The 21,062-nt window shown below is 66.9% G+C and carries 20 protein-coding genes and 1 other RNA gene; 14 read left to right on the top strand and 7 right to left on the bottom strand.

Annotated features, from left to right (window positions below; genetic code table 11):
• Nucleotides 1-29: 29 nt before the first annotated feature.
• Both ACOGXD_RS14365 and ACOGXD_RS14360 read right to left on the bottom strand, forming a co-directional pair.
• The gene (locus ACOGXD_RS14365; RefSeq protein WP_419915699.1) at nucleotides 30-1,247 is read right to left on the bottom strand and encodes a hypothetical protein; all 1,218 of its coding nucleotides are present in this window, start codon (nucleotides 1,245-1,247) and stop codon (nucleotides 30-32) included.
• 10 nt (nucleotides 1,248-1,257) lie between these two features.
• Nucleotides 1,258-1,938 carry a thiamine diphosphokinase gene (locus ACOGXD_RS14360; protein WP_419915698.1) on the bottom strand — a complete coding sequence of 227 codons (681 nt, stop codon included), beginning with the start codon at nucleotides 1,936-1,938 and terminating at the stop codon, nucleotides 1,258-1,260.
• A gap of 89 nt (nucleotides 1,939-2,027) precedes the next feature.
• On the opposite strand from ACOGXD_RS14360, the gene ACOGXD_RS14355 reads away from it, so the two are divergent.
• From ACOGXD_RS14355 to ACOGXD_RS14340, 4 genes are all read left to right on the top strand, one after another.
• Nucleotides 2,028-4,295 carry a transglycosylase domain-containing protein gene (locus ACOGXD_RS14355; protein WP_419915697.1) on the top strand — a complete coding sequence of 756 codons (2,268 nt, stop codon included), beginning with the start codon at nucleotides 2,028-2,030 and terminating at the stop codon, nucleotides 4,293-4,295.
• 34 nt (nucleotides 4,296-4,329) lie between these two features.
• On the top strand, nucleotides 4,330-5,106 hold the full coding sequence (locus ACOGXD_RS14350; protein WP_419915696.1) for a zinc ribbon domain-containing protein: 777 nt from the start codon (nucleotides 4,330-4,332) through the stop codon (nucleotides 5,104-5,106).
• Nucleotides 5,107-5,148: 42 nt separating this feature from the next.
• Nucleotides 5,149-5,658, top strand: coding sequence for a hypothetical protein (locus ACOGXD_RS14345; protein ID WP_419915695.1), 510 nt, complete (start codon nucleotides 5,149-5,151; stop codon nucleotides 5,656-5,658).
• A 115-nt stretch (nucleotides 5,659-5,773) separates the two neighbouring features.
• Nucleotides 5,774-6,370, top strand: coding sequence for a histidine phosphatase family protein (locus ACOGXD_RS14340; protein ID WP_419915694.1), 597 nt, complete (start codon nucleotides 5,774-5,776; stop codon nucleotides 6,368-6,370).
• 33 nt (nucleotides 6,371-6,403) lie between these two features.
• Here ACOGXD_RS14340 and rnpB read toward each other — a convergent pair.
• Nucleotides 6,404-6,791, bottom strand: an RNA gene (gene rnpB / locus ACOGXD_RS14335) — RNase P RNA component class A.
• Nucleotides 6,792-6,831: 40 nt separating this feature from the next.
• On the bottom strand, nucleotides 6,832-7,272 hold the full coding sequence (locus tag ACOGXD_RS14330; RefSeq protein ID WP_419915693.1) for a hypothetical protein: 441 nt from the start codon (nucleotides 7,270-7,272) through the stop codon (nucleotides 6,832-6,834).
• 152 nt (nucleotides 7,273-7,424) lie between these two features.
• On the opposite strand from ACOGXD_RS14330, the gene ACOGXD_RS14325 reads away from it, so the two are divergent.
• From ACOGXD_RS14325 to ACOGXD_RS14315, 3 genes are read left to right on the top strand one after another with little or no spacing between them, the layout of a single operon-like run.
• Nucleotides 7,425-7,733 (top strand): WhiB family transcriptional regulator, encoded by a 309-nt coding sequence (locus ACOGXD_RS14325; RefSeq protein ID WP_419915692.1) that lies wholly within the window; start codon nucleotides 7,425-7,427, stop codon nucleotides 7,731-7,733.
• A 16-nt stretch (nucleotides 7,734-7,749) separates the two neighbouring features.
• The gene (gene trpD, locus ACOGXD_RS14320) at nucleotides 7,750-8,841 is read left to right on the top strand and encodes an anthranilate phosphoribosyltransferase (protein ID WP_419915691.1); all 1,092 of its coding nucleotides are present in this window, start codon (nucleotides 7,750-7,752) and stop codon (nucleotides 8,839-8,841) included.
• Between the two features lies 1 nt (nucleotide 8,842).
• The gene (locus tag ACOGXD_RS14315; RefSeq protein ID WP_419915690.1) at nucleotides 8,843-9,079 is read left to right on the top strand and encodes a hypothetical protein; all 237 of its coding nucleotides are present in this window, start codon (nucleotides 8,843-8,845) and stop codon (nucleotides 9,077-9,079) included.
• Between the two features lie 33 nt (nucleotides 9,080-9,112).
• On the opposite strand, the gene ACOGXD_RS14310 is transcribed toward ACOGXD_RS14315, so the two are convergent.
• Entirely contained in the window at nucleotides 9,113-10,003 is an 891-nt protein-coding gene (locus ACOGXD_RS14310) for a serine/threonine-protein kinase (protein WP_419915689.1), read from the bottom strand.
• Nucleotides 10,004-10,142: 139 nt separating this feature from the next.
• Between ACOGXD_RS14310 and queG the strand changes: the two genes are divergently transcribed.
• The 4 genes from queG to ACOGXD_RS14290 all read left to right on the top strand — a co-directional run bounded on the left by queG (nucleotide 10,143) and on the right by ACOGXD_RS14290 (nucleotide 14,273).
• Nucleotides 10,143-11,363: a tRNA epoxyqueuosine(34) reductase QueG gene (queG, locus tag ACOGXD_RS14305; RefSeq protein ID WP_419915688.1), complete on the top strand. Its 1,221-nt coding sequence runs from the start codon at nucleotides 10,143-10,145 to the stop codon at nucleotides 11,361-11,363.
• Complete coding sequence (locus ACOGXD_RS14300; protein WP_419915687.1) at nucleotides 11,363-12,475, top strand: glycosyltransferase family 4 protein; 1,113 nt, start codon at nucleotides 11,363-11,365, stop codon at nucleotides 12,473-12,475. Before queG ends, ACOGXD_RS14300 begins: the two co-directional genes overlap by 1 nt.
• Before the next feature lie 135 nt (nucleotides 12,476-12,610).
• The gene (locus ACOGXD_RS14295; RefSeq protein ID WP_419915686.1) at nucleotides 12,611-13,063 is read left to right on the top strand and encodes an SRPBCC family protein; all 453 of its coding nucleotides are present in this window, start codon (nucleotides 12,611-12,613) and stop codon (nucleotides 13,061-13,063) included.
• Nucleotides 13,064-13,088: 25 nt separating this feature from the next.
• Nucleotides 13,089-14,273: an aminotransferase class I/II-fold pyridoxal phosphate-dependent enzyme gene (locus ACOGXD_RS14290; RefSeq protein ID WP_419915685.1), complete on the top strand. Its 1,185-nt coding sequence runs from the start codon at nucleotides 13,089-13,091 to the stop codon at nucleotides 14,271-14,273.
• 3 nt (nucleotides 14,274-14,276) lie between these two features.
• On the opposite strand, the gene ACOGXD_RS14285 is transcribed toward ACOGXD_RS14290, so the two are convergent.
• Entirely contained in the window at nucleotides 14,277-15,782 is a 1,506-nt protein-coding gene (locus ACOGXD_RS14285) for an FGGY family carbohydrate kinase (RefSeq protein ID WP_419915684.1), read from the bottom strand.
• Between the two features lie 59 nt (nucleotides 15,783-15,841).
• Here ACOGXD_RS14285 and trkA point away from each other — a divergent pair, with 59 nt between their 5' ends.
• From trkA to ACOGXD_RS14270, 3 genes are read left to right on the top strand one after another with little or no spacing between them, the layout of a single operon-like run.
• A complete protein-coding gene (trkA, locus tag ACOGXD_RS14280) occupies nucleotides 15,842-17,185 on the top strand; it encodes a Trk system potassium transporter TrkA (protein WP_419915683.1) in 1,344 nt (447 codons plus the stop codon).
• A gap of 50 nt (nucleotides 17,186-17,235) precedes the next feature.
• Nucleotides 17,236-18,858, top strand: coding sequence for a TrkH family potassium uptake protein (locus tag ACOGXD_RS14275; RefSeq protein ID WP_419917415.1), 1,623 nt, complete (start codon nucleotides 17,236-17,238; stop codon nucleotides 18,856-18,858).
• On the top strand, nucleotides 18,855-20,411 hold the full coding sequence (locus ACOGXD_RS14270; protein WP_419915682.1) for a TrkH family potassium uptake protein: 1,557 nt from the start codon (nucleotides 18,855-18,857) through the stop codon (nucleotides 20,409-20,411). The genes ACOGXD_RS14275 and ACOGXD_RS14270 overlap by 4 nt, the downstream gene beginning before the upstream one ends.
• Here ACOGXD_RS14270 and ACOGXD_RS14265 read toward each other — a convergent pair whose 3' ends face one another.
• The gene (locus ACOGXD_RS14265) at nucleotides 20,412-21,047 is read right to left on the bottom strand and encodes a GerMN domain-containing protein (protein ID WP_419915681.1); all 636 of its coding nucleotides are present in this window, start codon (nucleotides 21,045-21,047) and stop codon (nucleotides 20,412-20,414) included.
• Nucleotides 21,048-21,062 lie beyond the last annotated feature (15 nt).

Here is a 21,062-nt window from a genome sequence, read left to right as displayed (position 1 = left end):
CGCTAGGCCGAGCAGTGTGACGGTGGGCGCTAGGGGAGGGTGACGGTCACTTCGGGTTCAGGGGGCGGGGGGCCGGTCTCGAAGTTGCGGACCACCTGGCTCCAGGTGAGCTGCCATTCCTTCCAGTGGGCCCCCACATAGGCGGGATCGGGCCGGTATGGGTGCACGGTCACCCCGAACTCATTCCACTCAGGCGTGCTGACGATGTCGCTGCGGGCAGGTCTCGAGCCGAAGCGATCGCTGACGCCGAACTGGAACAGGGGCTCTCCCATGGCGTCGATGAGCCGACCCCCGAGAGAAGCGTTCTGCGCTCCCGCGACCACGCCCGCATAGAAGCCGATCCGGACGCAGTCATCGGTTACGACCGCTATGTCCAGTGACGGTGGCAGCCCTGGCTGGTACTGGGCGTACACCGACGGCAGTCCCGTCGTGCCCCAGGTCATCGGCAATCGCCCGCGCAACGATTCAAGTGTCACCGGATCAGGCTCGTCCTGGCTGATTGGTCGCTCAGCGGGCGGCTCCCCGCCGGCAAAACGTTCGAACGTGGCGAGCTCCCAGCTGGCGGCAAGCTCGACGTCCCACCTCAGCATCTGGTCGAGAACCTGGGGCCATGGCGTCGTTTCCTCGTCATCGCGCTCGGGATGCAGCCGCTCGAGCGCCACCAGCAAATACACGCCCATCCTGCTCGTTGCAGCATCCGGGATCACTGCGCTTCCCGCATGAGCCGGATCCCAGAGCGCATCCAAACCGCCAGGCACCGGCGGCGGCAAGAGCTCAGCGTCAGGCAGCTCATCGATGCGCCGTTCGGGCACGACGTAGAACGAGGGCAGGTAGTTCAGGCAGGCGTCGATGTAGCTGATGGGCGTCATCGCATGATCGCCCACCGCCAGATCCTCGACCAGCGGACCGGGTGCCAGCGGCACATACGGCTGAGTGAGCCCGCTGTCGATGACGTGTTGAAGGTCCAACGTGTCGACGCCGACCACCACGTCTGCGACCGGATGGGCTCGGCTGCGTTCGAGCAGATCGATCACGTCGTCAGGTGTGTCCTCCCGGTACACCACGATCTCGATGCCCGTCTCCTCGGTGAAGGCTTCCAGCGCGTCGACAGGCAGGTGAAAGTCACGATGAGTCAGAACGCGTACCGCGGCAGATCCCTGCCCGGTCTCGGTGCACCCGGCTGCCATGAGGGAAATCGCGCACACGACGGCGGCAAGCGGCAGCGCGATCAGGCGATTCACGAGCATGCGCGCATCGCTACGGAAGCGGCTTGCCATGTGTCTGCATCGCCAGCACGGTGCCCGATTGGACCCTGACGTGGGCCTCGGGTTCAGTGAGTTCGTTGCTCAGGCCGAGCGATGCCGCGCTGGCCAGCGGCGTTGCTCCTGTCAAGTTCCAGCGAAGCCCACTCGTGTGCAGGCTCGCGGTGCCGCCCACTGCCATCAGCGTCAGCAGGTTCCCGTCGTCGGCTGCCAATCTCATGTTCATGTCCGACGTTGCCGCCTGGACGACGCTCGCACCGATGTAGGCAGTGAGCGGCAGCGCGGCATACCGGGGCCGTGCCAGCATCGTCACCGAGATCATCATGTGGTCGAGCCGGCCGCCGCCACCGCCGGCCAACGCAATCTCGGCAGGGTCTAGCCCCCAGGCGAAGCTCAGCGCCAAGTCAAGATCACTGTGCGCTTTGTGTCGATCGTGTCGCTGGATCACCAGATCGGGCCACTGCTCGTGTGTCCGCTCGAGCGTCGCAGCGTCAACGGAGTCGAAGTCGCCGACCACAACGTGAGGCCGCAGCCCCAGCCGCAGCGTGTACGCCAAGCCACGATCCACCGCAATGACGCACGAAGGCTCGCCAGGCGGGAGCCGTCGAGGCGCCACAGGACCCCCATCGATGATCCAAACGCAACGCGCCTCAAGGTCCGCCACATCCGCGCTCACGCCACCAGTGTGACTCCAAGGCGCACGGAGCAGATGTCATAACGGGCGCACAGAGGCGCACGGCTCTGCCCGGTACCTTGCAGTTCAACGTGGACCTCGCCCGCCGGCTCGCCCGGCTGCCCCTGCTGGCCGTGATGATCGCGGTCTGCGCAGCCGTCGTGACGATCGGCGCCCGCGCCTCGGCGCCGCACGCAGCGCGCACGCTCGATGCGGTCGAACGAGACCGAGATCACATCACCATCGATCTGCGTCCCGGTGCCCAGCGAACCCAGGTCTTCGACTCCGACGGCAATCCGATCGGCATCCTGGTGAACGACGTCGACCGCGAGATCATCACGCTGGACCAGGTGCCCGATGACGTGATTGCCACCATCGTGGCGGTGGAGGACAGCAAGTTCTGGCTTCACAACGGTGTGGATCTGCGGGCGACGGCACGCGCCCTGGTCTCGAACGTGTCCGCTGGCGGGATCGCATCGGGCGGCTCCACGATCACCCAGCAGATCGTGAAACTGCGTGTGGTGGGCAGCGAGCGCAGTTTCAACCGCAAGATCCGCGAGGCGGTCATCGCTGCCCGACTCGAGGAAGACTTCACCAAGGAAGAGATCCTCGAGTTCTACGTCAACGAGGTGTATCTCGGGAACGGGGCGTACGGCCTGCAGGCCGGGGCCGAGACCTACTTCGGCAAGGACGTCTCGGCGCTCGACGTCGGCGATGCAGCTTTTCTCGCGAGCCTGATTCGCAGTCCCGGTTTGTTTGACGGGTTCGACCAGAACATCGACACGATGACGCGGCGCCGCAGCAGATCGCTGCAGCAGGCCGTCGACGCGGGGATTATCACCGAGACCCAGCGGGATGCCTTCGAGCGGAGACCGCTGCCGAGCCGCAACCTGTCACCGCGCCGCACCGACGTTGCGCTTCGGCGTGATTACTTCCTGGTCGAGGTGCGGAGGTCACTGCTGGCAAACCCGGCGCTCGGCGACACCTATCAAGCTCGCTTCAGCCAGGTGTTCGGCGGAGGTCTGCGGGTATGGACAACGCTGCGTCCCGAATTGCAGCGGGCTATGCGCACGTCGGTGGCAGAAGTCCTGCCGGAAGGCACAGGCGAGTTCGAGGTGTCCATCGTCAGCGTGGATCCGGCGACCGGAGCAGTGCATGCATTCATCGGCGGCCCTGCCTTCAGCGATTCCGAGTTCAACCTCGCTACCCAGGGACGGCGCCAGCCAGGGTCGTCGTTCAAGACGTACGTGCTCGCTGCAGCGATCGAACGCGCTGGTCTGTACCCGTTCGACACCGTCAGCGGACAGGGCCCGTGCGTGTTCCCCAATCCACCGCTCGACGATTACGAGGTGAGCAACTTTGCCAACAGCCCGGGCCGGGTGGCCACGCTGGAGGAACAGGCCACCGCCAGTTCCAACTGCGCGTTTGTCCGGTTGGGATTGATCACCGGTCTGAACGAGGTGGTCGGGATGGCGAACCGGCTGGTCGGGCGATCCGACGCAGACAGCTACCTGCCGTACCCGTCCATCTCGCTGGGAGCGCAGGAGATCACCCCGCTTGAGCAGGCTGTGGCATACGGCACCTTCGCCAACGGCGGCGTACGGATGGAGCCGTTCTATGTGACCCGCATCGAGAACAATTTCGGCGAGGTGCTCTACGAGCATGTGCCACACGGCCGGCGAGTGGTGTCGCAAACGACAGCCGACTGGGTGACATCGGTGCTGGAGGAGAACGTGCGGTCCGGAACCGGCACGCGTTCGGCGCTGGAGAGCGGTCAGGTCTCGGCAGGCAAGACCGGAACGACCCAGTCATTCCACGACGCCTGGTTCGTGGGCTTCACACCGCACATGTCGACCGCCGTGTGGATGGGCCATCCAGACGAGCAAGTGCCGATGGGAGAAATCCAGGAACGGCGGGCCACTGGCGGCTGGATACCGGCGCGCATCTGGTCTGCCTACATGGAGCGGGCGCTGACCGATGAGCCATTGCGAGGGTTCGCACCCGCGCCGCCGCCGCCACGGGCTAGCCAGTACCTCTTCCTGTCGGGGGACACCTGCTCGGTCGCCATCGCCGTGTCGCCCTCGGAGCCCCCGCTGGAGTTCAACCTGCCATGCAGCATGGTCCGCCCGACCGATGACAACGAGTTCGAGCCCCTGCCAGATGCGCTGTGCAAGGTTGCCGTCCCCGACACCGGCGGCGAGTCCAGGTTCGAATGGCTCCGCTGCACCCAGATCGCTACCGAGCTCGGGGCGCGGGCGACCGAACCCGTGGGCGATACTGACGAGTCCCTGCCGCCCGACAATGCGGACGAGACCGGTGAGGACAGCGGCGTGGACAGCACTGACGAGGACCAAACCTGAGCCCGATGCACGTTCACTCGACGGACAGACAGCAATGACGCCCGAGTCCGATGATTCTGCGCCTGGCCCCGTTTCCGGCGACGAAGTTCCCCGGACGAGCCCGCTCGAGGTTCTTGCCCAGATCGGCGATCTCGACGTGCGGCTGGACCAGATCATCCATCACGTCCGAAACCTGCCCGAACGCGAGATCCGGGCTGCTATCGAGGCCGAACTCGGCGTGCTGGCATCCGAAGCCAAGGTGCTCGACGCGCAGATCGCAGATCTGGAGCGCCAGCAGCGCAAGCATGAAGATGAAGTTGCGCGCATCGAGGCCAAGCGCGCCCACAATTCCGAGCGGCTGTACGGCAGCCACCTGACATCGCCCAAGGAAGCCGAAGCGCTCACGGCCGAGGCAGACGCCCTCGGGCGGCACCAAACCGACATCGAGGATCAGATCCTCGAGCTGATGGAGGAACTGGAGCCGCTCACTGACGCCCGGGCCGACCTCGCGCAGCGCCAATCCTCGGCCGCCGGGCGGATGGCCACCGTGGACGCCGCAATCGGGGCAGCTGAAAGCGAGGCGGGCGGCGAACGTGACGAGGTGCTCGACGAGCGGGCCGCGCTCGTTGCCTCAGCCGACCCTGCGTTGGTGTCGATCTACGAAGACCGCCTGGCTGCTGCCCGGGGCACACCCGTGCTCGGCCGGCTCATCGGCCTCACCTGCAGCGCGTGCCATCTCGAGATTCCCTCGGTCGACTACGAACGCATCACCAACCTCGATCCCGACGAACTTGCGGAGTGCCCCCATTGCGGGGCACTGCTCGTGCGCTGATCTGTTGGATCCGCCGGTGCGCTGGCGCAGGGGGCCGGGCTGATGCTGCTGTGGTTTGTGGCGACCTCGCTCGTGGCGATGCGCTGGTGCTTCGGAGATCCAGCGATCGATCATCGGCTCATCGTGGCGGGAGCCCTCCTGCCCGACGTGCTGCATGCCGCAACTGGCGGGGCACCGCTGGCTCACTCGCTGGCGCTGCCGGTGTGTGGCCTCGTTGCAGTGATGCTGCTGACCATCGGGCGCCGGCGGGCACGGCGCAGGTGGCTGGCGTTGCCGATCGGTGTTTTCTGGCACCAGGTGTTCGACGGCGCATGGACGCAGCCGGCGCTGTTTTGGTGGCCTTTCGCCGGCGATGCCGCCGAAGCAACGCTTCCGCTGGCCACACGAGGCATCTGGTTGATCTGCATCATGGAGCTCGCAGGTCTGCTTGGCTGCTGGTGGGTCTGGCGTTCCGCCGGCATGGCGCACAAGCCGCAGGTTCGAGCCGACTTCTGGCGAACTGGACGCTTGGCGTACGGTGCAGGCCCGCAGTACCGGCGAGAAGGCGGTTGATAATGGTTCTCGCAGCCGAGCGGCGGCCATGCTGATCCTCGTACGCCACGGGCGCCCATGCTGATCCTCGTACGCCACGGGCGGCCATGCTGATCCTCGTACGCCACGGGCGCCCATGCTGATCCTCGTACGCCACGGGCGCACGAGTGCCAACGCGGCGGGCTTGTTGCAAGGACGCGTCGACAACGAGCTCGACGAAGTAGGCGTGCAGCAAGCGAATCAGATCGCCGCAGCACTGGCCCGAGCCGATCAGCGTCTGGATCGGATCATCTCATCACCGCTGTTGCGAGCACATCAGACTGCCCAAGCCACCGCAGAGCTGACGGGGCTGGAGATCGCCATCGACGAACGCTGGGCCGAACTCGACTACGGCGAATGGGACGGAATCCCCATCTCGGAAGTACGAGCCTCTGACTGGCAGCACTGGCGTGCTGACACCGGCTTCGCGCCGCCCGGAGGCGAATCGCTGGCACAGCTCAACGACCGTGTCAACGCAGCGTGCAATGAACTGACCGCTGCGGCGGCGGGCCGGAATATCGCCATTTTCACCCACGTCTCACCGATCAAATCGGCAGTCAGATGGGCACTGGGAACCTTCGATGAGATCTCGTGGCACCTGCACGTGTCACAAGCACAGATCAGCACCATCGGTTTCCGGGGATCTGTGCCAAGACTCACGTCCTACAACGACACGTCCCACCTCGACGCCTGAGGCACCGAATCGACAGCAGCGCAGGCGGCACAAGCGGTGAGTCGGCCTGTAGGCGGGATTCTGTCCGTCGGCTGCTGCCGTCGGGGTGGCCATCCATCTGAGCGGCCTACCCGGGATCTTCGGACGGGCCGCCCGATCCCTGCTTGGCCTTGCTCCGGGAGGGGTTTGCCGATCCGCCGGAGTCGCCCCCGGCGATGGTGCGCTCTTACCGCACCGTTTCACCCTTGCCTGTGACCGGACACCGGGCCCAGCCCATCGGCGGTCTGCTCTCTGCTGCACTTTCCGTCGCCTCGCGGCGCCTGGTTGCGAGCCAGCTCCCTGCCCTGTGAAGTCCCGACCTTCCTCGAACTGCGCCTTTCGTACTGCTCCGCACGCTGCGGACAGCCGAAGCAACCCAATCCGCGGCCACCCGGCCGACTCACCGCAGGCTCGAATGCTACTTCTGGCGACGGACTGCTCGGTCAGGGCCGGCGGCGACGCGGCTCACGGGCATCCAGCAGCGACCGCCGTCGCCGCTGGGCGACGCCGGCCAAGATGCCGCCCAGCGTGGCCAGCGACGCTGCGAGGAGCATCACGAGGGGGAGACCAAGCGGCGCCACTGCGTCTCCCGAGCCGAAGCGGCGGATCAACTGCACCACAACGGCCAGGACCATCACCGGGCCCGAACTGAGGACTGCAGACAGCAGCTGGTGGTTCGTTGCCCGGGCTGCAGCAACAGCGCCTCCGGCAATCATTCCCGCGAACAGCAGGCCGTTGACGGCGTACGCCGCTGCAGTTCGCTCCGCCACCCAGCTCCCGGCTACGACACCCACCACCAGCGCGGTTCCGGTGGACACCAGCGCGCCGCCGATGACCGCCCGCCGTTCGACGGTTCGACCGAACACTTGCAACAAGCTGCGCATCACGCTCCATACTGAACGCTCAATAAGGTCTTGACAAACACCAGCGCATCGGCAAGATTGCGCGTCAGATGCCTCCTGTCACAGCACCGGCCCCCTCCGCCACGCGGACCGCGAGCCCACGTTCAACCGCTCCTGACCCCATCCGAGTTGTCATGGACCAGCACGGTGGGCTCTCCACGGATCTGCTCGCCTGGCAGCGTCATGCGGCGTGCCGGGGTCTGGAAGCCGAGATCTTCTACCCGCCCGACAGCGACGGCGATGACGAGGCTGCCTTCGAGGCGAAAGCGGTTTGCGCAGCGTGTGCCGTGTCTGGCGAGTGTCTGGAATACGCCATCGCAGTGCGGGAGAAGGAAGGCGTTTGGGGTGGGCAGACCGCGGCCGAGCGTGTGCGCATCATCCGCCGCCGCCGCCGCGCAGCTGCACGCGCCCGCAATGCTCAGGCGGCTGCCGCATCGAACTGATGGCCTACTCGATCTAATGGGACGGGCTGATCCTGACGAGGCTCATCCCCTCGAGCATTACGGCGGATGGAAGTCGGTCCTCACGGATCTGGTCGCGGGCATCGACTTGAGCCCGGAGGTGGCCCGGGCGGCGCTCGGCAGCATCCTCAGCGAACGCGCAACTGACGCCCAGCTGGCCGGTTTCATCATCGCCTTGGGCATGAAGGGCGGTTCGGTCCCCGAGCTCACGGGCCTCGTGGACGCCATGCACGATGCAGCAGTTCCTCTGAAGGCTCCCGATGGCGCCATCGACATCGTCGGCAGCGGCGGTGCTCCGGTCCGGCAGCGGCACGCGCTCAGCGTGTCCACCATGGCAGCCTTCGTGGCCGCGGCAGCCGGCGCCGTGATCTGCAAACACGGATCCGTCGCAGCCACTTCCTCGTCAGGTTCGTTCGACACCCTCGGAGCACTCGGCCTAGTGATCGACCTCGACGGACCGGACGTAGAGCGGTGCATTGCGGACATCGGCTTGGGATTCGCGTTCGCCAAGAAATTCCATCCGGCGATGCGCTTTGCGGGACCGGTGCGCACCGAGCTCGGCGTGCCCACGACGTTCAACTTTCTCGGGCCGCTGTCCAATCCGGCGCGCGTGAAACGGCAGGTACTGGGCGTGAGCGACCCGGTCATGGCGCCACGGGTCGCCGGTGTGCTTGCGGCCCGCGGCTCGGAACGGTCACTGGTCGTGCACGGTGCTGACCGGCTGGATGAGATCACGCTGACCGATCTCACGCGCATCTACGAAGTGCGCGATGGCGAGATTGTGAATGAGTACCAGTTCGATCCCACGTCGATCGGGTTGGAGCGCGTCAATCGAGCGGAGCTGTGGGGCGGAAGCCCGCAACGGAATGCGGAAATTCTGCACGCGATCGTCTCCGGAGACGAGACCGGGCCCCGAGCCCAGATCGTGGAACTGAATGCCGGCGCGGGATTGGTCGTGGCAGGGCTGGCGGAGGACTTCGCCGACGGCTTCGAGATGGCGCGTGACGCCGTGGCTGACGGACGTGCTGCGGCAAAGCTGGAAGCGGCAGTCAAGCTCACGAATGAGCTGGCCGCCGGCTCAGCCTCTTGACGTGGTTGTCGGTCTCTCCCTGCCGTTCGGGGTCGGCGACATCATCCGATTGGCAGACACCTCCGATGACCGCCGCGCCTCGCTGGTCGGCACTACCGGCACCGTCGTCGGGGTGCGCCCGGGGGATCGGCGCGTGATGGCGATCGTGGCCTTCGATGAGGGGCCGGCAGAGACGGTCCTGGTGTACGGGATCGATGAAGCCGAAGTAGTCGAGCGCTACCGCCATGGGGTCGATTGAGCTTGCTCCGCTATCGCCGCGGCACTACTCGGTTTAGGTGCGGCTGGTCAGCCTTCGCAGGAGACCTCGGCGTCGTTCGTTCTCGTGGGCGGGGATCTCTACGGTTGCCAGGGCGGCAGCGAGGTCGGCTCCGCTAGCGAAGCGTTCTTCGGGGGCCTTGGCCATGGCAGCCAGGATGATCTCGGCGAGCTCGGCGGAAACGCCTCGCTCTGCGGGGTCAGGCGGCGGCGTACGGACATGTGCGTGCAGCAGGTCGTTCCTTTCGCCGTAGAACGGCGCTGAGCCCACAGCGAGCGCGTACAGCGTGGATCCGAGCCCGTAGATGTCGGTGCGAGCATCCACCGGCTGCGCCAGTGCCTGTTCGGGCGATAGGTACATGGGTGATCCATAGACGCGGCCGGGCGGAGACGGGGGCCCGTCGAGATCGTGTGCCAGGCCGAAGTCGAAGAGCACTGCCCGATCGCTGCCGTCGGGCCGAGCATCGAGCATGATGTTCGACGGCTTGACATCGCGGTGGACGATCCGGTGCTCGTGGACGTGGTCGAGTGCTGCGCAGATCTGCTGGACAATGGCAATGCTCTCGGCGAGGCTCGGCGGGTGACGGCTGGAGCACCGGTCGGCCAAGGTCTCGCCCTCCACGATCTCCATCTCCATGAAGTGGGCCCCGCCGATGACGCCGGCGCCGTGGACAGCGAGGACGTTCGGATGGCCCAGCCGCGCCATGAGCTCGTATTCCTGCTCAAAGAGTGAGCGGATCTCCGCCCGTGCCTCGGCGAACGGCGTGAGCACCTTGAGCCCGACTTCGTCGCCTCTCAGCGTCATCGCCCGGTAGCAGTGCGCCACGGTGCCGCGGCCCAGCACCCCGGTGATCTTGTACGGGCCGTATTGGCGGCCAACCCAGACGTCAATTTGGTCTTCGTACATTGCACCGGCCGCGGCTCGAGCGCCGCTCCCAGCATAAAACGGAGGGAGAACAAGCGAGCCTCATCCTCACGGCACACTGGGGCGATGCCGTGGCCCGAGCGGCCCGTGAGCGTTAGCGAACTAGAGCGGGAAACGACAGGTGCGACAACGAGAAGGTTCACCCGACCGCGCAGCGGCTCAGCGAGCGAACCGGTTGCTGCTTGAGCAGATCCGACACGCTGCAGCGAGCGCCGGTCTCGATGCCGTCGGCGTAACCGACACGGCGCCATTCGCACAGGCGCGGCGAGCCATCGACGAGCGCAAGGCGGCCGGTCTGCACGCCGGCATGTGGTTCACCTACGGGCGGCCGGAGCGCTCGACCACTCCTGCCGGCATCCTGGCCGGTGCCCGCAGCATCGTGGTCTGCGCTCGCAGATACGATCCGCCGGATCCCCACATACCTGAAGGGTCTGGGACCGCCCACAGCGGCAGAGGGGCCGTGGCGGCATATGTGGCGAGCGATGCCTACGGGGAGTTGCGAGCTGGCCTCGAGCGAATCTGCGAGGTCCTGCAACGCAATGGTTTCGAGGCCGTGACCGTCTGCGATGACAATCGCTTGGTTGATCGAGCTGCTGCGGCCCGTGCCGGACTCGGATGGCTGGGTCACAACACCATGCTGCTTTCGCGAGAACTCGGCTCCTGGACCGTGCTGGGTTCGGTGGTCACCACTGCCGAGCTGCCGCGCTCAGACGACGTTCAAGCCGACGGCTGCGGCACCTGCCGCCGCTGCCAGACGGCCTGCCCGACGGGTGCGCTGGACACTGCGGGCGTGCTCGATGCAAACCGGTGCTTGGCGTGGCTGGTCCAGGCGCCGGGAGTCTTCCCGCCGGAATACCGCGTCGCCCTAGGCGATCGCCTCTACGGCTGTGACGACTGCCAGACCGTCTGCCCCGTCAACGACGGCGCAGCCGCACCAGCGCGCGGTCAGCCCGTCGAGCTCGGCATGCACAGCGACGGTGCTGCCCCTGGGAGCTCTATCGGTGTCGTCGAATTGCTCCAGATGACCGACGATGACCTCATGGCCGCCTTCGGGCATTGGTATGTCCCCAGGCGACGTCCCGAGTACTTGCGACGCAATGCCCTCGTTGTGCTCGGCAACGTGGGCGATCCTGGCTCGCGCGCCGTCGACGGTGTATTACGCAGGTCGCTCTCGTCATCTTCGGACGTGGTCGCAGCTCATGCCGTGTGGGCTGCTCGCCGGCTAGGGCGGGACGAACTGGTCGCCGAAGCACGATGCGCTGGGATGGGAAGCCACGACCCTGACGGCCTGGTGGCGGCTGAGCTCGCCCGCCCGGTGCCCACACGGCACGCGACGGCCTGATGCGCCGCCACCTCCTGGTCACCAACGACTTCCCGCCCAAGGTCGGCGGTATCCAGAGCTACCTGTGGGAGCTGTGGCGCCGCCTGCCGCCCGAGGCCACCACGGTGCTCACGACACCCCACCGCAACGCCGCTCCGTTCGACGCCGCGCAGCCCATGCGGATCGTGAGAACCCGGGATCGTGTGCTGCTGCCGCATCCGGGCTTAGTTAGGCAAATCCGTGCCCTGGCCGACGAGGTCGGCGCCGAGATCGTGCTGCTCGACCCGGCATTGCCACTCGGCGCGCTGGGACCATTGCTCGGAGTGCCCTACGGCGTGGTGCTCCACGGTGCGGAGGTGACGGTGCCGGCACGATTGCCCGGCCTGTCTGCAGTGCTGTCACGGGTGCTGCGAGATGCCTCGCTGGTGATCTCAGCCGGCGGGTACGCGGCCGGCGAGGCGGAGCGATGCGCATCTCGTGAGCTGCCCGTCACCGAGGTGCCCCCGGGGGTCGATACCGACAGGTTCGTGCCTCTCGGGGCCGAAGATCGGCTGCGCGCCCGCCGCAACTTCGGCCTGGAGCGGGGGCCGCTGGTGGTCTGTCTGAGCAGGTTGGTGCCGCGCAAGGGTTTCGATGCAGTCATCGACGCCGTCTCGCGTCTGAAGTCGAAACACGCCGGGTTGCAGCTGGCAATTGCGGGAGCCGGGCGCGATCGGCGACGGCTGGAGCGGCACGCCCGGCGCCTCGGCGTGCCCGTCGTCTTCTGCGGCCGCATCAGCGGCGATGACGTGCCGTTGTTCATAGCGATGGGAGATGTCTTCGCAGCTCCGTGCCGCAGCCGGTGGGGAGGGCTCGAGCAAGAAGGATTCGGCATCGTGTTCGTCGAGGCTGCTGCTTGCGGTGTGCCTGCGGTCGCCGGCCGATCAGGTGGAAGCCATGAAGCGGTGAACCACGGCCGGACCGGCTTGGTGGTGGAACGGCCAGCGGATGCGAGCGATGTCGCCACTGCCATCGATGACCTGCTGTCCTCGGAGCACGGACGGGCAGCGATGGGCAAAGCGGCGCGTGCATGGACAGAGGAGCAGTTCTCTTACGACGGGCTGGCAGCCAAGCTCGAAGCGGCCCTGTCCTGATGGCAGGTGCCGACGGCGGGAACAGCGGATGTCAGAACCGTGAAGATGCTGCGAATATGAGCCACTGCCGGCCGCGATCCTGAGACAATGGAAGCCGGCACACAGGATCCATGACACAGGACAGAGCACGCAACGATGATCGACGAGATGACGATGACCACGGTCGTGACCGCGTCGCCTGAAGACTGCTACGCGCTGATCTCCGACATCGAGCAGTACCCGGAATGGGCAACCGACGTTTCTTCGGCCACGGTGATCGAGAGCGATCCGGACGGGCGGGCTGCCCAGGCCTCGTTCCGCGTCGAGGCACTGGGACGGTCAGCGAGATACACGCTCGCCTACGACCACGGCGGGGCACCTCACCGCCTCTCGTGGAAGCTCGTCGACGGCGATGTCGTCAAGCAGCTCGACGGCAGGTACGAGTTCAACCCGGCAGCGGAGCCCGGTCGCACCGAGGTGCTCTACCAGCTCGCCTTGGAGCTGGCGGTGCCGCTGCCCGGCTTCGTCAAGCGCCGTGCGGAACGGCGCATCGCTCATACCGCGCTGGCCGACTTCGCGGCGCGTCTCGAATCGGGTCCCGCGAGCTAGGGCGCCGAGGACCGCCGCCAGCGCTATGGAATTCCGCCGGATCGGTGGCCTGCCGCCGTATGTGTTCACGATCATCGACACGCTGAAGATCGAGCGTCGGCGCGCCGGCGCTGACGTCATCGATCTGGGCTTCGGCAATCCCGACCTGCCGTCGCCCGAGCGTGCCGTGAAGAAGCTGGCGGAGGCTGCTCTCAACGCCCGGAACCACCGGTACTCAGCCAGCCGGGGCATTCCGAAGCTGCGGGCCGCAGTCGGCGACCTGTACCGGCGCAAATGGAACGTCGAGCTCGATCCCGACACCGAGATCATCAACACGATCGGTGCGAAGGAGGGTTTCTCGCACTTGATGTGGACGCTGCTGGCGCCCGGCGATGCCTGCTTGGTGCCGGCGCCGTCCTACCCGATTCACATCTTCGGTCCGCTCTTCACGGGCGCGAGCGTGCGAGAGGTGCCGCTCGACACCGGCGACACCTTCTTTGAACGCCTGGTGGAACGCTTCGAGTACTCCTGGCCGCGGCCGCGGGTGATCGTGCTGTCATTCCCGCACAACCCCACGACCGCCTGCGTAGACCTGGAGTTCATGCAGCGCATCGTGGACTTCGCGCGTGAACGTGAGGTGCTGCTCGTTCACGACTTCGCCTACGCGGACTTGGGTTTCGACGGCTACGAACCGCCGTCGATCCTGCAGGCCGAGGGTGCCAAGGACGTGGCAGTGGAGTTCTACAGCCTCACGAAGTCGTTCTCGATGGCGGGCTGGCGGGTTGCGTTCTGCTTGGGCAACGCCGAGGTGATCGCGGCGCTCGCGAAGCTCAAGAGCTATCTCGACTACGGCACGTTCCAGCCCATTCAGATCGCCGCCACGGTGGTCATGAATGAAGAGCAGGACTACCCCCGCGAGGTGCGGGAGACCTACCGCAACCGGCGAGATGTCCTGGTGCGCGGGCTGGGCCGCATCGGCTGGGAGCTCCCGCCGCCGAAGGGGACCATGTTCGCCTGGGCCAAGATCCCCGAGCCGTACCGGCACATGGGGTCGGTCGACTTCTGCAGGCTGCTCGTGTCGGAGGCGAACGTCGCACTGTCCCCGGGGGTCGGCTTCGGCCCAGGAGGCGAGGGCCACGTGCGGTTTGCGCTGGTCGAGAACGAGCATCGGATCCGCCAGGCCATCAGCCAGCTCCGCGGTGCCCTCGACCAACTGACACAGCCCGACTGACGCCTATTGATTGCCTTCGTCGGGCGACCAGCGCAGCGTCCGTTCGAGTGCTCGCCGCCACTGCGCATGAAGTCGATCAGCTTCGGCTGTGTCTCCTGACGGCTCGAAGCGCCGGTCCAGCCGCCATACGGACGCTGCATCGGCAGGAGACGACCACACACCCTCCGCCAGTCCGGCCAGCATCGCCGCCCCCAAGGCGGTGGTCTCGGTCACCACCGGCCGGCTCACCGGCGCCCCCAGCTGGTCGGCCTGGATGCTGCACAGCAGGTTGTTCACTGCTGCGCCTCCGTCGATCCTGAGCTCGGCGATCCTGCGCCCGGCAGACGCGCTCATCGCCTCGACGACGTCGCGGGTCTGCAGCGCCATGGACTCGATCGTGGCCCGCGCGATATGCGCCGGCGTGGACGCGAACGTGAGGCCCATGACCGCCCCCCGCGCCGTCGGATCCCACCATGGGCTGCCCAAGCCGGCGAACGCCGGCACGACTACAACGCCGGCGCTTCCGGGCACGCTTCCGGCCAGGATCTCGATCGCTGCAGCGTCAGTGGCCCCATCCAGGATCTCGGTGAGCCAACCCACCGCGGAGCCCGTCGCGAAGATCGAGCCCTCCAGCGCGAATGTGGGTCCAGACCCAAGATCCCAGGCCACGGTGGTGAGCAGCCCGTCGACCGGCTCGGGGCATCGGTCACCGACATTCATCAAGACGAACGACCCCGTTCCGTAGGTGTTCTTGGCCATGCCGACTTCGTGGCAGCCTTGGCCGAACAGCGCAGCCTGCTGGTCTCCGGCCACACCGCTGACAGCGATGCCCGGACCCAGTGCGGTGGTGTCCGCGGTGACGCAGAAGCGCCCGGCTGACGGGCGTATCTCCGCCAGCGCCCGCATCGGCACCGAGAGCAGATCGCACATCGGCTCCGACCAGTCACCGTCGTTGATGTCATAGAGCAGTGTGCGCGAGGCATTCGTGGGGTCGGTGACGAACGCGGCCCCGCCGCTGAGCTTCCACATCAGCCAGCTGTCGACGGTGCCCAGAGCCAGCGCTGCACTTGCCGGAACGCCGCCATGGCGCAACAGCCACTCGGCTTTGGTGCCGCTGAAATAGGGGCTGAGCACGAGGCCGGTCCGTTGCCGCACTTCTGGCAGGTGACCGGCGGCCTGCAGCTCCTCGCAGCGCGACGCTGTGCGTACGTCCTGCCAGACGAGAGCCCGTGCAAGCGGCTGCGATGAGCGACGATCCCATGCCACGACGGTCTCGCGCTGGTTGGTGATGCCGATCGCTGCCACTGTGGGCATCTGCCCGTCTCCGAGTGCCCGGAGGCTGGCGCAGAGCTCGTCGAGGGTGGCGACCGTGGCATCCCAGATCTCGTCCGGGTCGTGCTCGACCAGGCCGGGCGCCGGATAATGCTGGGGAAACGACCGGTAGGCGTACGCCACCTCGCTGCCGGTCTCGTTCACCGCCATCGAGCGCACGCCGGTGGTGCCTGCATCGATCGCTATCACGAGCGCCATGGAGCCTCCCGCCTCATGATGACTTCTCAATCCGGTGCCCCGAAGTAGGGTCGCCCATTGTGAGGATTCTCGTGGTGGGGGCCGGCGAGGTCGGAAGCTACATCGCCGAGCGCCTCAGCCGTGAGGGCAACGATGTGATCGTCATCGACCAGCACTCGCGGCGCCTCGATGCGCTCGCCTCCGAAGTCGACCTGCTTACCGTGAACGGGAGCGGCACCAATCCCAGCGTGCTGACCGAAGCCGGTCTTGAACGCGCTGAGGTCGCGGTGGCCGTCACCGATTCCGACGAGGTCAACCTGCTTGTGTGCATGCAGGCGAAGCAGGCAGGCGTGCCGGCGACGGTCGCACGGCTGCAGGACGGCGACTTGCGCGGCACGCCGGGTCGCAGCCTGCGCAACGCGATCGGCGTCGATCTGGTGCTCGACCCCGATGAGCAGACAGCCGATGCCATCATGGACCTGCTCGTGTACCACGGCGTGACCGACATCAACGAGCTCGCGAACGGCGAAGTGCTGGTCGTGGGTGCGCGCCTGGCGGAAGATGCCCCGCTGGTCGGCAAGACCATGGCCGAGATCGGTGCGTACTACGAGCCGGAATGGGACTTCATCTTCGGCGCGCTGTCGCGAGGCGGCGATGTCACCGTCATGCGCCGCGAGACCACGCTGCAGCCCCACGACCTCCTCAGAGTGGTGTGCCGGCGCCAGGGGCGGCGTGAGCTCATGGAGATCATGGGGCTGAGCCGCTCAGAACTGCGCCGCGTGATGATCCTGGGCGGGGGGCGCACAGCTGGCCTGCTGGCCGGTCGGCTGCTCGAGCGCCATATCGAAGTCGTCATCATCGAGCAGCACCACGAACGCTGCCTCGAGCTGAGCGAGCGCCATGCGGGCGCGCTCGTGCTGCATGGCGACATCACCGACATCGACGTGCTCGCACGCGAGGGCGTCGGCAGCTTCGACGCTGTGGTGGCGGTGACCGGAGAGGACGATGCCAACGTCTTGGCCTGCCTGTATGCCAAGTCCGAAGGAGCCACCGAGACCATCGCCGTCGTGCATCGCCTGTCCTTGCTTCCGTTGCTGGAGCAGGTGGGCATCGACGCGGCGCTGTCGCCCCGCACAGCCAGCGCCAACATGGTCCTGCGGATGGTCCGGGGGGACGTCACTGCCGTGGCGACCTTCCTCGAAGGCGATGTCGAAGTGCTCGAGTTCGAAGTGGGTGCGGGTTCGAGTGCTGATGGCTCGTTCGTTCGGGAACTTCACCTGCCCGGCCAGATGCTGCTCGCAGCGATCGTGCGGGACGGCAAGGCCCGCATTGCCCGGGGCCGGAGCGAGCTGAGGGCGCGGGACCACGTGGTCGCCTTCGTGACGCCTGACTGCGTGGACGAGGTCAAGCAGGCCTTTCGGTGACGCCCCGTCCGGCTCGCCGGGCTCGAGAGCGCGAGAGGCTTCGCCGTTTGGTGGTGCGAGCGGTGCGGGCCGCCGACGGCCTGCTGCACAGGTGGGCACGCGGACCGTACGAATCGACTCTTGCCATCACGGCGCTGGTCGTGCTGGCCGCCGCCGCGCCCGTGTTTGCGGCTTGCGCCGTATTCGACTGGCTGTTCGGCGGACGGGTTGCTGCGAGCGGGGAGTTCGGGACTGACTCAGTCCCGCTGCTGCTCGCGGGAGCTGCGATCGCGCTGTTCGCCCTAGGCCTCCTGCGACTGTGCCGGTTCGAGCGGCGTATCACCGAGCGCCAGACCCTGACGGCGCTGGTGCTCGGATCGTTCGCGGCCGTGGCCGCCGTCGCGGTCGCTCACCTCGCGACCGGTGCAGTGGAACCCTCTGCGTTGGCAACGGCATTTGCCGAGGCCGCCGCCACGATCACCGGCACCAACAGCACGACGATCGCAGGATCCGACCTCGGCGGCGGGATGCTGGCACTGCGAGCCGTGGGGCAGTGGCTGGGCGGAGCAGCATTCATCGTCGTGCTCGTCCGCGTGCTGCCCCATCTGGGCGTCGGCGGCTTGGACACGGACGGGGGAGTGGCAACCCGGTCGGCTCGCAGGCTGGCACCCCGCAGCGCCGGCACGATGGGTCGCCTCCTGCTGCTGTACGGCGCGCTCACGGTGCTGGTTGCGGTCGGCTTTGCACTAGCCGGCATGCCGCTGCTGCAGAGCGGGCTGCACGCATTGACCACAGCCTCGACCGGCGGCTTCTCCACGCAGGCGGATTCGCTGGGCGCGTTCGACTCGGCAGCCATCGAATGGGTGGCAATCTTCGGCATGGTGGCAGGAGGCGTGAGCCTGCCGCTCATGTTCTTGGCGATCCGGCGTCGTGACCCGGCCCGGTTCATTCGCAGCTACGAGTTCCGGCTGTACATCACGCTGATCGTCTTCGCCACGGTGGCGGTAGCGCTGTTGCCACGTGACGGCGTCGGCTGGACGCACCTCCTGCGCCCGGATCACATCCGTGAGTCGCTGTTCGCGGTGGTGTCGGTGATCTCGACAACCGGCTTCGAGACCACATCGCTCGTAGACCTGTCGACGGGCAGCCAGGCACTGCTGATGGTGCTCATGCTGATCGGCGGCATGAGCGCGTCGATGGCCGGTGGTTTCAAGGTGGTGCGCCTGCTGACGCTGGCGTCTTTCATCGGGCGGGAGCTGCGTCGCGCCATCTACCCGTCGCTGGCCGAACGACTGCGCCTGGGTCGCTCGACCATCTCCGAAACGACGATCAGCCGCATCACGGGCGAACTGCTGCTCGCAGCGCTGCTGATCATCCCTGCCTCCATCGTTCTCGGCGCCAGCGGGTTGAACATCGTCGACGCGCTGACCTATGCCGTGTCCACGCTGTCGAACGTCGGGCCAGCCATGGCACTCGCGGACTCGACCGGGCATCTGGCTGTTGAGGGCTCGAACGGCCATCTTGACGCAGCCAACTGGTTAGGTCGCATCACCGCCGGGCTGCTCATGATGTGCGGGCGTATGTCGGTGACCGCGGCAGCTGTGGCGCTGAGCGTTGCGGCCTATCCGGCGGTGGCGGCCGTGCGGCACGGGCAGTGGCGCCGGCGCCGCCCTCACGGAGTGCGAGTGCGATGAGCGCGACAGTGCCGGGGGGACGACGCTTCGAGTCCACGCCAGTGCACATCAGCGGGGTGGCGCTGATGTTCGTGGCGATCGGTATGGCGGTCTCCGCGTGCGTCGCACTCATCGATGGCGGGGGAGGTGCGTTCGCGCTAGGGGCTTCAGCAGCAATCACCGCAGGCGTGGGCAGCGCCATGATGGGCAGCACGACGGCGTCGGACCGGGCGGATTCCCCGCTGGCGTTCGCCTCGGTGGCATGGGCATGGCTGGCGGTCTCGATAGCCGGCACGATGCCGTACCTGTTCAGCGGTGTGATCGGATGGAGCGAGGCCGACAACGCACTGTTCGAGTCCATCTCAGGATTCACCTGCACCGGTGCCACGGTCCTGGCCGACATCGACGGGGTTGCCCACGGGATCCTCTTCTTCCGCAGCATGACTCAATGGTTCGGCGGCATGGGCTTGATCGTGCTTGCCGTGAGCGTGCTGCCCGCACTGAAGGTGGGCGGCTTGGAGCTCATCGCCAACGAGGCGCCCGGACCGACTGCTGATCGCTTCACGCCCCGCATCGCCGCTACGGCCCGACGACTGTGGATGCTGTACGGGGGATTCACGCTGGCGGTGGCGCTCGCCCTGCTGGCAGCGGGAACGAGCCTGTTCGACGCGGTGGCGCACGCTTTCACCACAGTGGCCACCGGGGGCTTCTCGACTCACTCGGATTCGATCGACTACTTCGACTCGGTGGCTGTCGAGCTGGTGTTGATCGCGGGCATGATCACCTGCGGCGCCAGCTTCTCGATCCACTGGCACCTGATCACGCGCACCAAATCGCAGCGCCGGAGCTACTCGGAGTTGCGCTGGTATCTAGCGCTCATCGGCGGTGCCGCCGTCGGGCTGCTGGTGCTGAATTCCGGCAAGCTCGGTCTCGGCGACAACCTCCGGGAGGCGGCGTTCTACGCAGCGTCGCTGGGGTCGAATACCGGTTATGGCCTCACCGATTATGCCCACGAGCAATTCTGGACACCCTCGGCACAGCTTGTGCTGCTGGCGCTGTTCGTCATTGGCGGCATGACAGGTTCGACCGCAGGCGGCATCAAGGTGCTGCGCCTGCAGATCGTGGCCCGTTACGCGATCCGGGAGGTCATCCGTGCCCGCCACCGCAGGGCCGTGCTGCCGATGCGCCTCGGTGACACCACCGTCGCCGAAGACGTCGCAGCCCGGGCGCTGGGCTTCGTGCTGCTGTATCTGGGCCTTGCTCTGGCAGGCGGTGTGCTGATGACTGCGCTGGGCAACGATCTCGAGACGGGATTCTCCGGTGCAGTCTCGGCTATCGGCACCGTGGGCCCGGCGCTGGGCGAGGCCGGGCCGACGAACTCGGCCCTGGCGTTCGAGCGCGCCTCGCGGCCAGTGATGATGGTGCTCATGCTGTTCGGTCGGCTCGAGGTGTTCCCCACGATGCTGATGTTTGTGGCGGCGGTGCGTGCCGGCACCCGCTCGCGCTACCAGCGGCCGACCAACACGCGCGGAACGCGCCGGCTCACCCGGCTCCCCGCGCGCGAAGGGGGTTGATCATGACGAGACCGAGCGCAGCGGGGTCAGCGGCATCAGCTCGCTGAAGTCGTCAACCCGCAGCACGCGGGGCAGTTCACCGGGCCGTACTTGAGCAATGGTGCCAGCGCCATCGGGAAGCGACTGCGCCACCCCGTCGAGAAAGAACAGCACGCCCTGGCTGTCACGTGCGAGCGCCGAGGCGGTGAGCACCAACTGCGCCACGGCGCGTATTCGCTGTGCTCCCTCGACTTCGAAGAAGACCTCATTGAGGTGGATCGACACGACGTTGTTGCGCAGGAGCTGCACGTCTACGACCTCGGTGCCGGCCGGGATCGCTGACTCGAGCCCGTTCTCGGCTTCGGTCGGCGTCGGGCCGGCGAGCAGGTTGTTGAGCGGGGCATCGAGGAAGACAGGGGCTGCGAGTGGCCGCTGTAGCTCCACGAGCAGGCCGTCACGCAGGAAATAGACAGCGTGCAGGGATGTGGTAGGCGTGTCAGGTTCCGCACCCACCACTGGTTCGTTCCGGTCGGGAAACACTCCTGCAGGCACTTCGATGTGAGTGGGCGCGTCATCAGTGGGCAGACCGCACGCAGCGGCTGCGAGCGCGCACACCATCGACGCGCTGAAGCGTCCCAGCGCGCGCCTGCCCAGCATGCGCCGATGCCACTT

Source organism: Candidatus Poriferisodalis sp. (assembly GCF_965204125.1).
Classification (GTDB): Bacteria; Actinomycetota; Acidimicrobiia; order Acidimicrobiales; family Poriferisodalaceae; genus Poriferisodalis.
The sequence above is the reverse complement of the archived record's forward strand: the minus strand, read 5'-3'. Positions and strand labels throughout refer to the sequence as shown.

Bases quoted from the DNA above. Each gene is read 5' to 3' on its own strand.
- ACOGXD_RS14365 (WP_419915699.1), bottom strand. From the start codon at position 1,247: ATGCTCGTGAATCGCCTGATCGCGCTGCCGCTTGCCGCCGTCGTGTGC.
- ACOGXD_RS14350 (WP_419915696.1), top strand. From the start codon at position 4,330: ATGACGCCCGAGTCCGATGATTCTGCGCCTGGCCCCGTTTCCGGCGAC.
- ACOGXD_RS14345 (WP_419915695.1), top strand. From the start codon at position 5,149: ATGCTGCTGTGGTTTGTGGCGACCTCGCTCGTGGCGATGCGCTGGTGC.
- ACOGXD_RS14340 (WP_419915694.1), top strand. From the start codon at position 5,774: ATGCTGATCCTCGTACGCCACGGGCGCACGAGTGCCAACGCGGCGGGC.
- ACOGXD_RS14330 (WP_419915693.1), bottom strand. From the start codon at position 7,272: ATGCGCAGCTTGTTGCAAGTGTTCGGTCGAACCGTCGAACGGCGGGCG.
- ACOGXD_RS14325 (WP_419915692.1), top strand. From the start codon at position 7,425: ATGGACCAGCACGGTGGGCTCTCCACGGATCTGCTCGCCTGGCAGCGT.
- trpD (WP_419915691.1), top strand. From the start codon at position 7,750: ATGGGACGGGCTGATCCTGACGAGGCTCATCCCCTCGAGCATTACGGC.
- ACOGXD_RS14310 (WP_419915689.1), bottom strand. From the start codon at position 10,003: ATGTACGAAGACCAAATTGACGTCTGGGTTGGCCGCCAATACGGCCCG.
- ACOGXD_RS14300 (WP_419915687.1), top strand. From the start codon at position 11,363: ATGCGCCGCCACCTCCTGGTCACCAACGACTTCCCGCCCAAGGTCGGC.
- ACOGXD_RS14295 (WP_419915686.1), top strand. From the start codon at position 12,611: ATGATCGACGAGATGACGATGACCACGGTCGTGACCGCGTCGCCTGAA.
- ACOGXD_RS14290 (WP_419915685.1), top strand. From the start codon at position 13,089: ATGGAATTCCGCCGGATCGGTGGCCTGCCGCCGTATGTGTTCACGATC.
- ACOGXD_RS14285 (WP_419915684.1), bottom strand. From the start codon at position 15,782: ATGGCGCTCGTGATAGCGATCGATGCAGGCACCACCGGCGTGCGCTCG.
- ACOGXD_RS14270 (WP_419915682.1), top strand. From the start codon at position 18,855: ATGAGCGCGACAGTGCCGGGGGGACGACGCTTCGAGTCCACGCCAGTG.
- ACOGXD_RS14265 (WP_419915681.1), bottom strand. From the start codon at position 21,047: ATGCTGGGCAGGCGCGCGCTGGGACGCTTCAGCGCGTCGATGGTGTGC.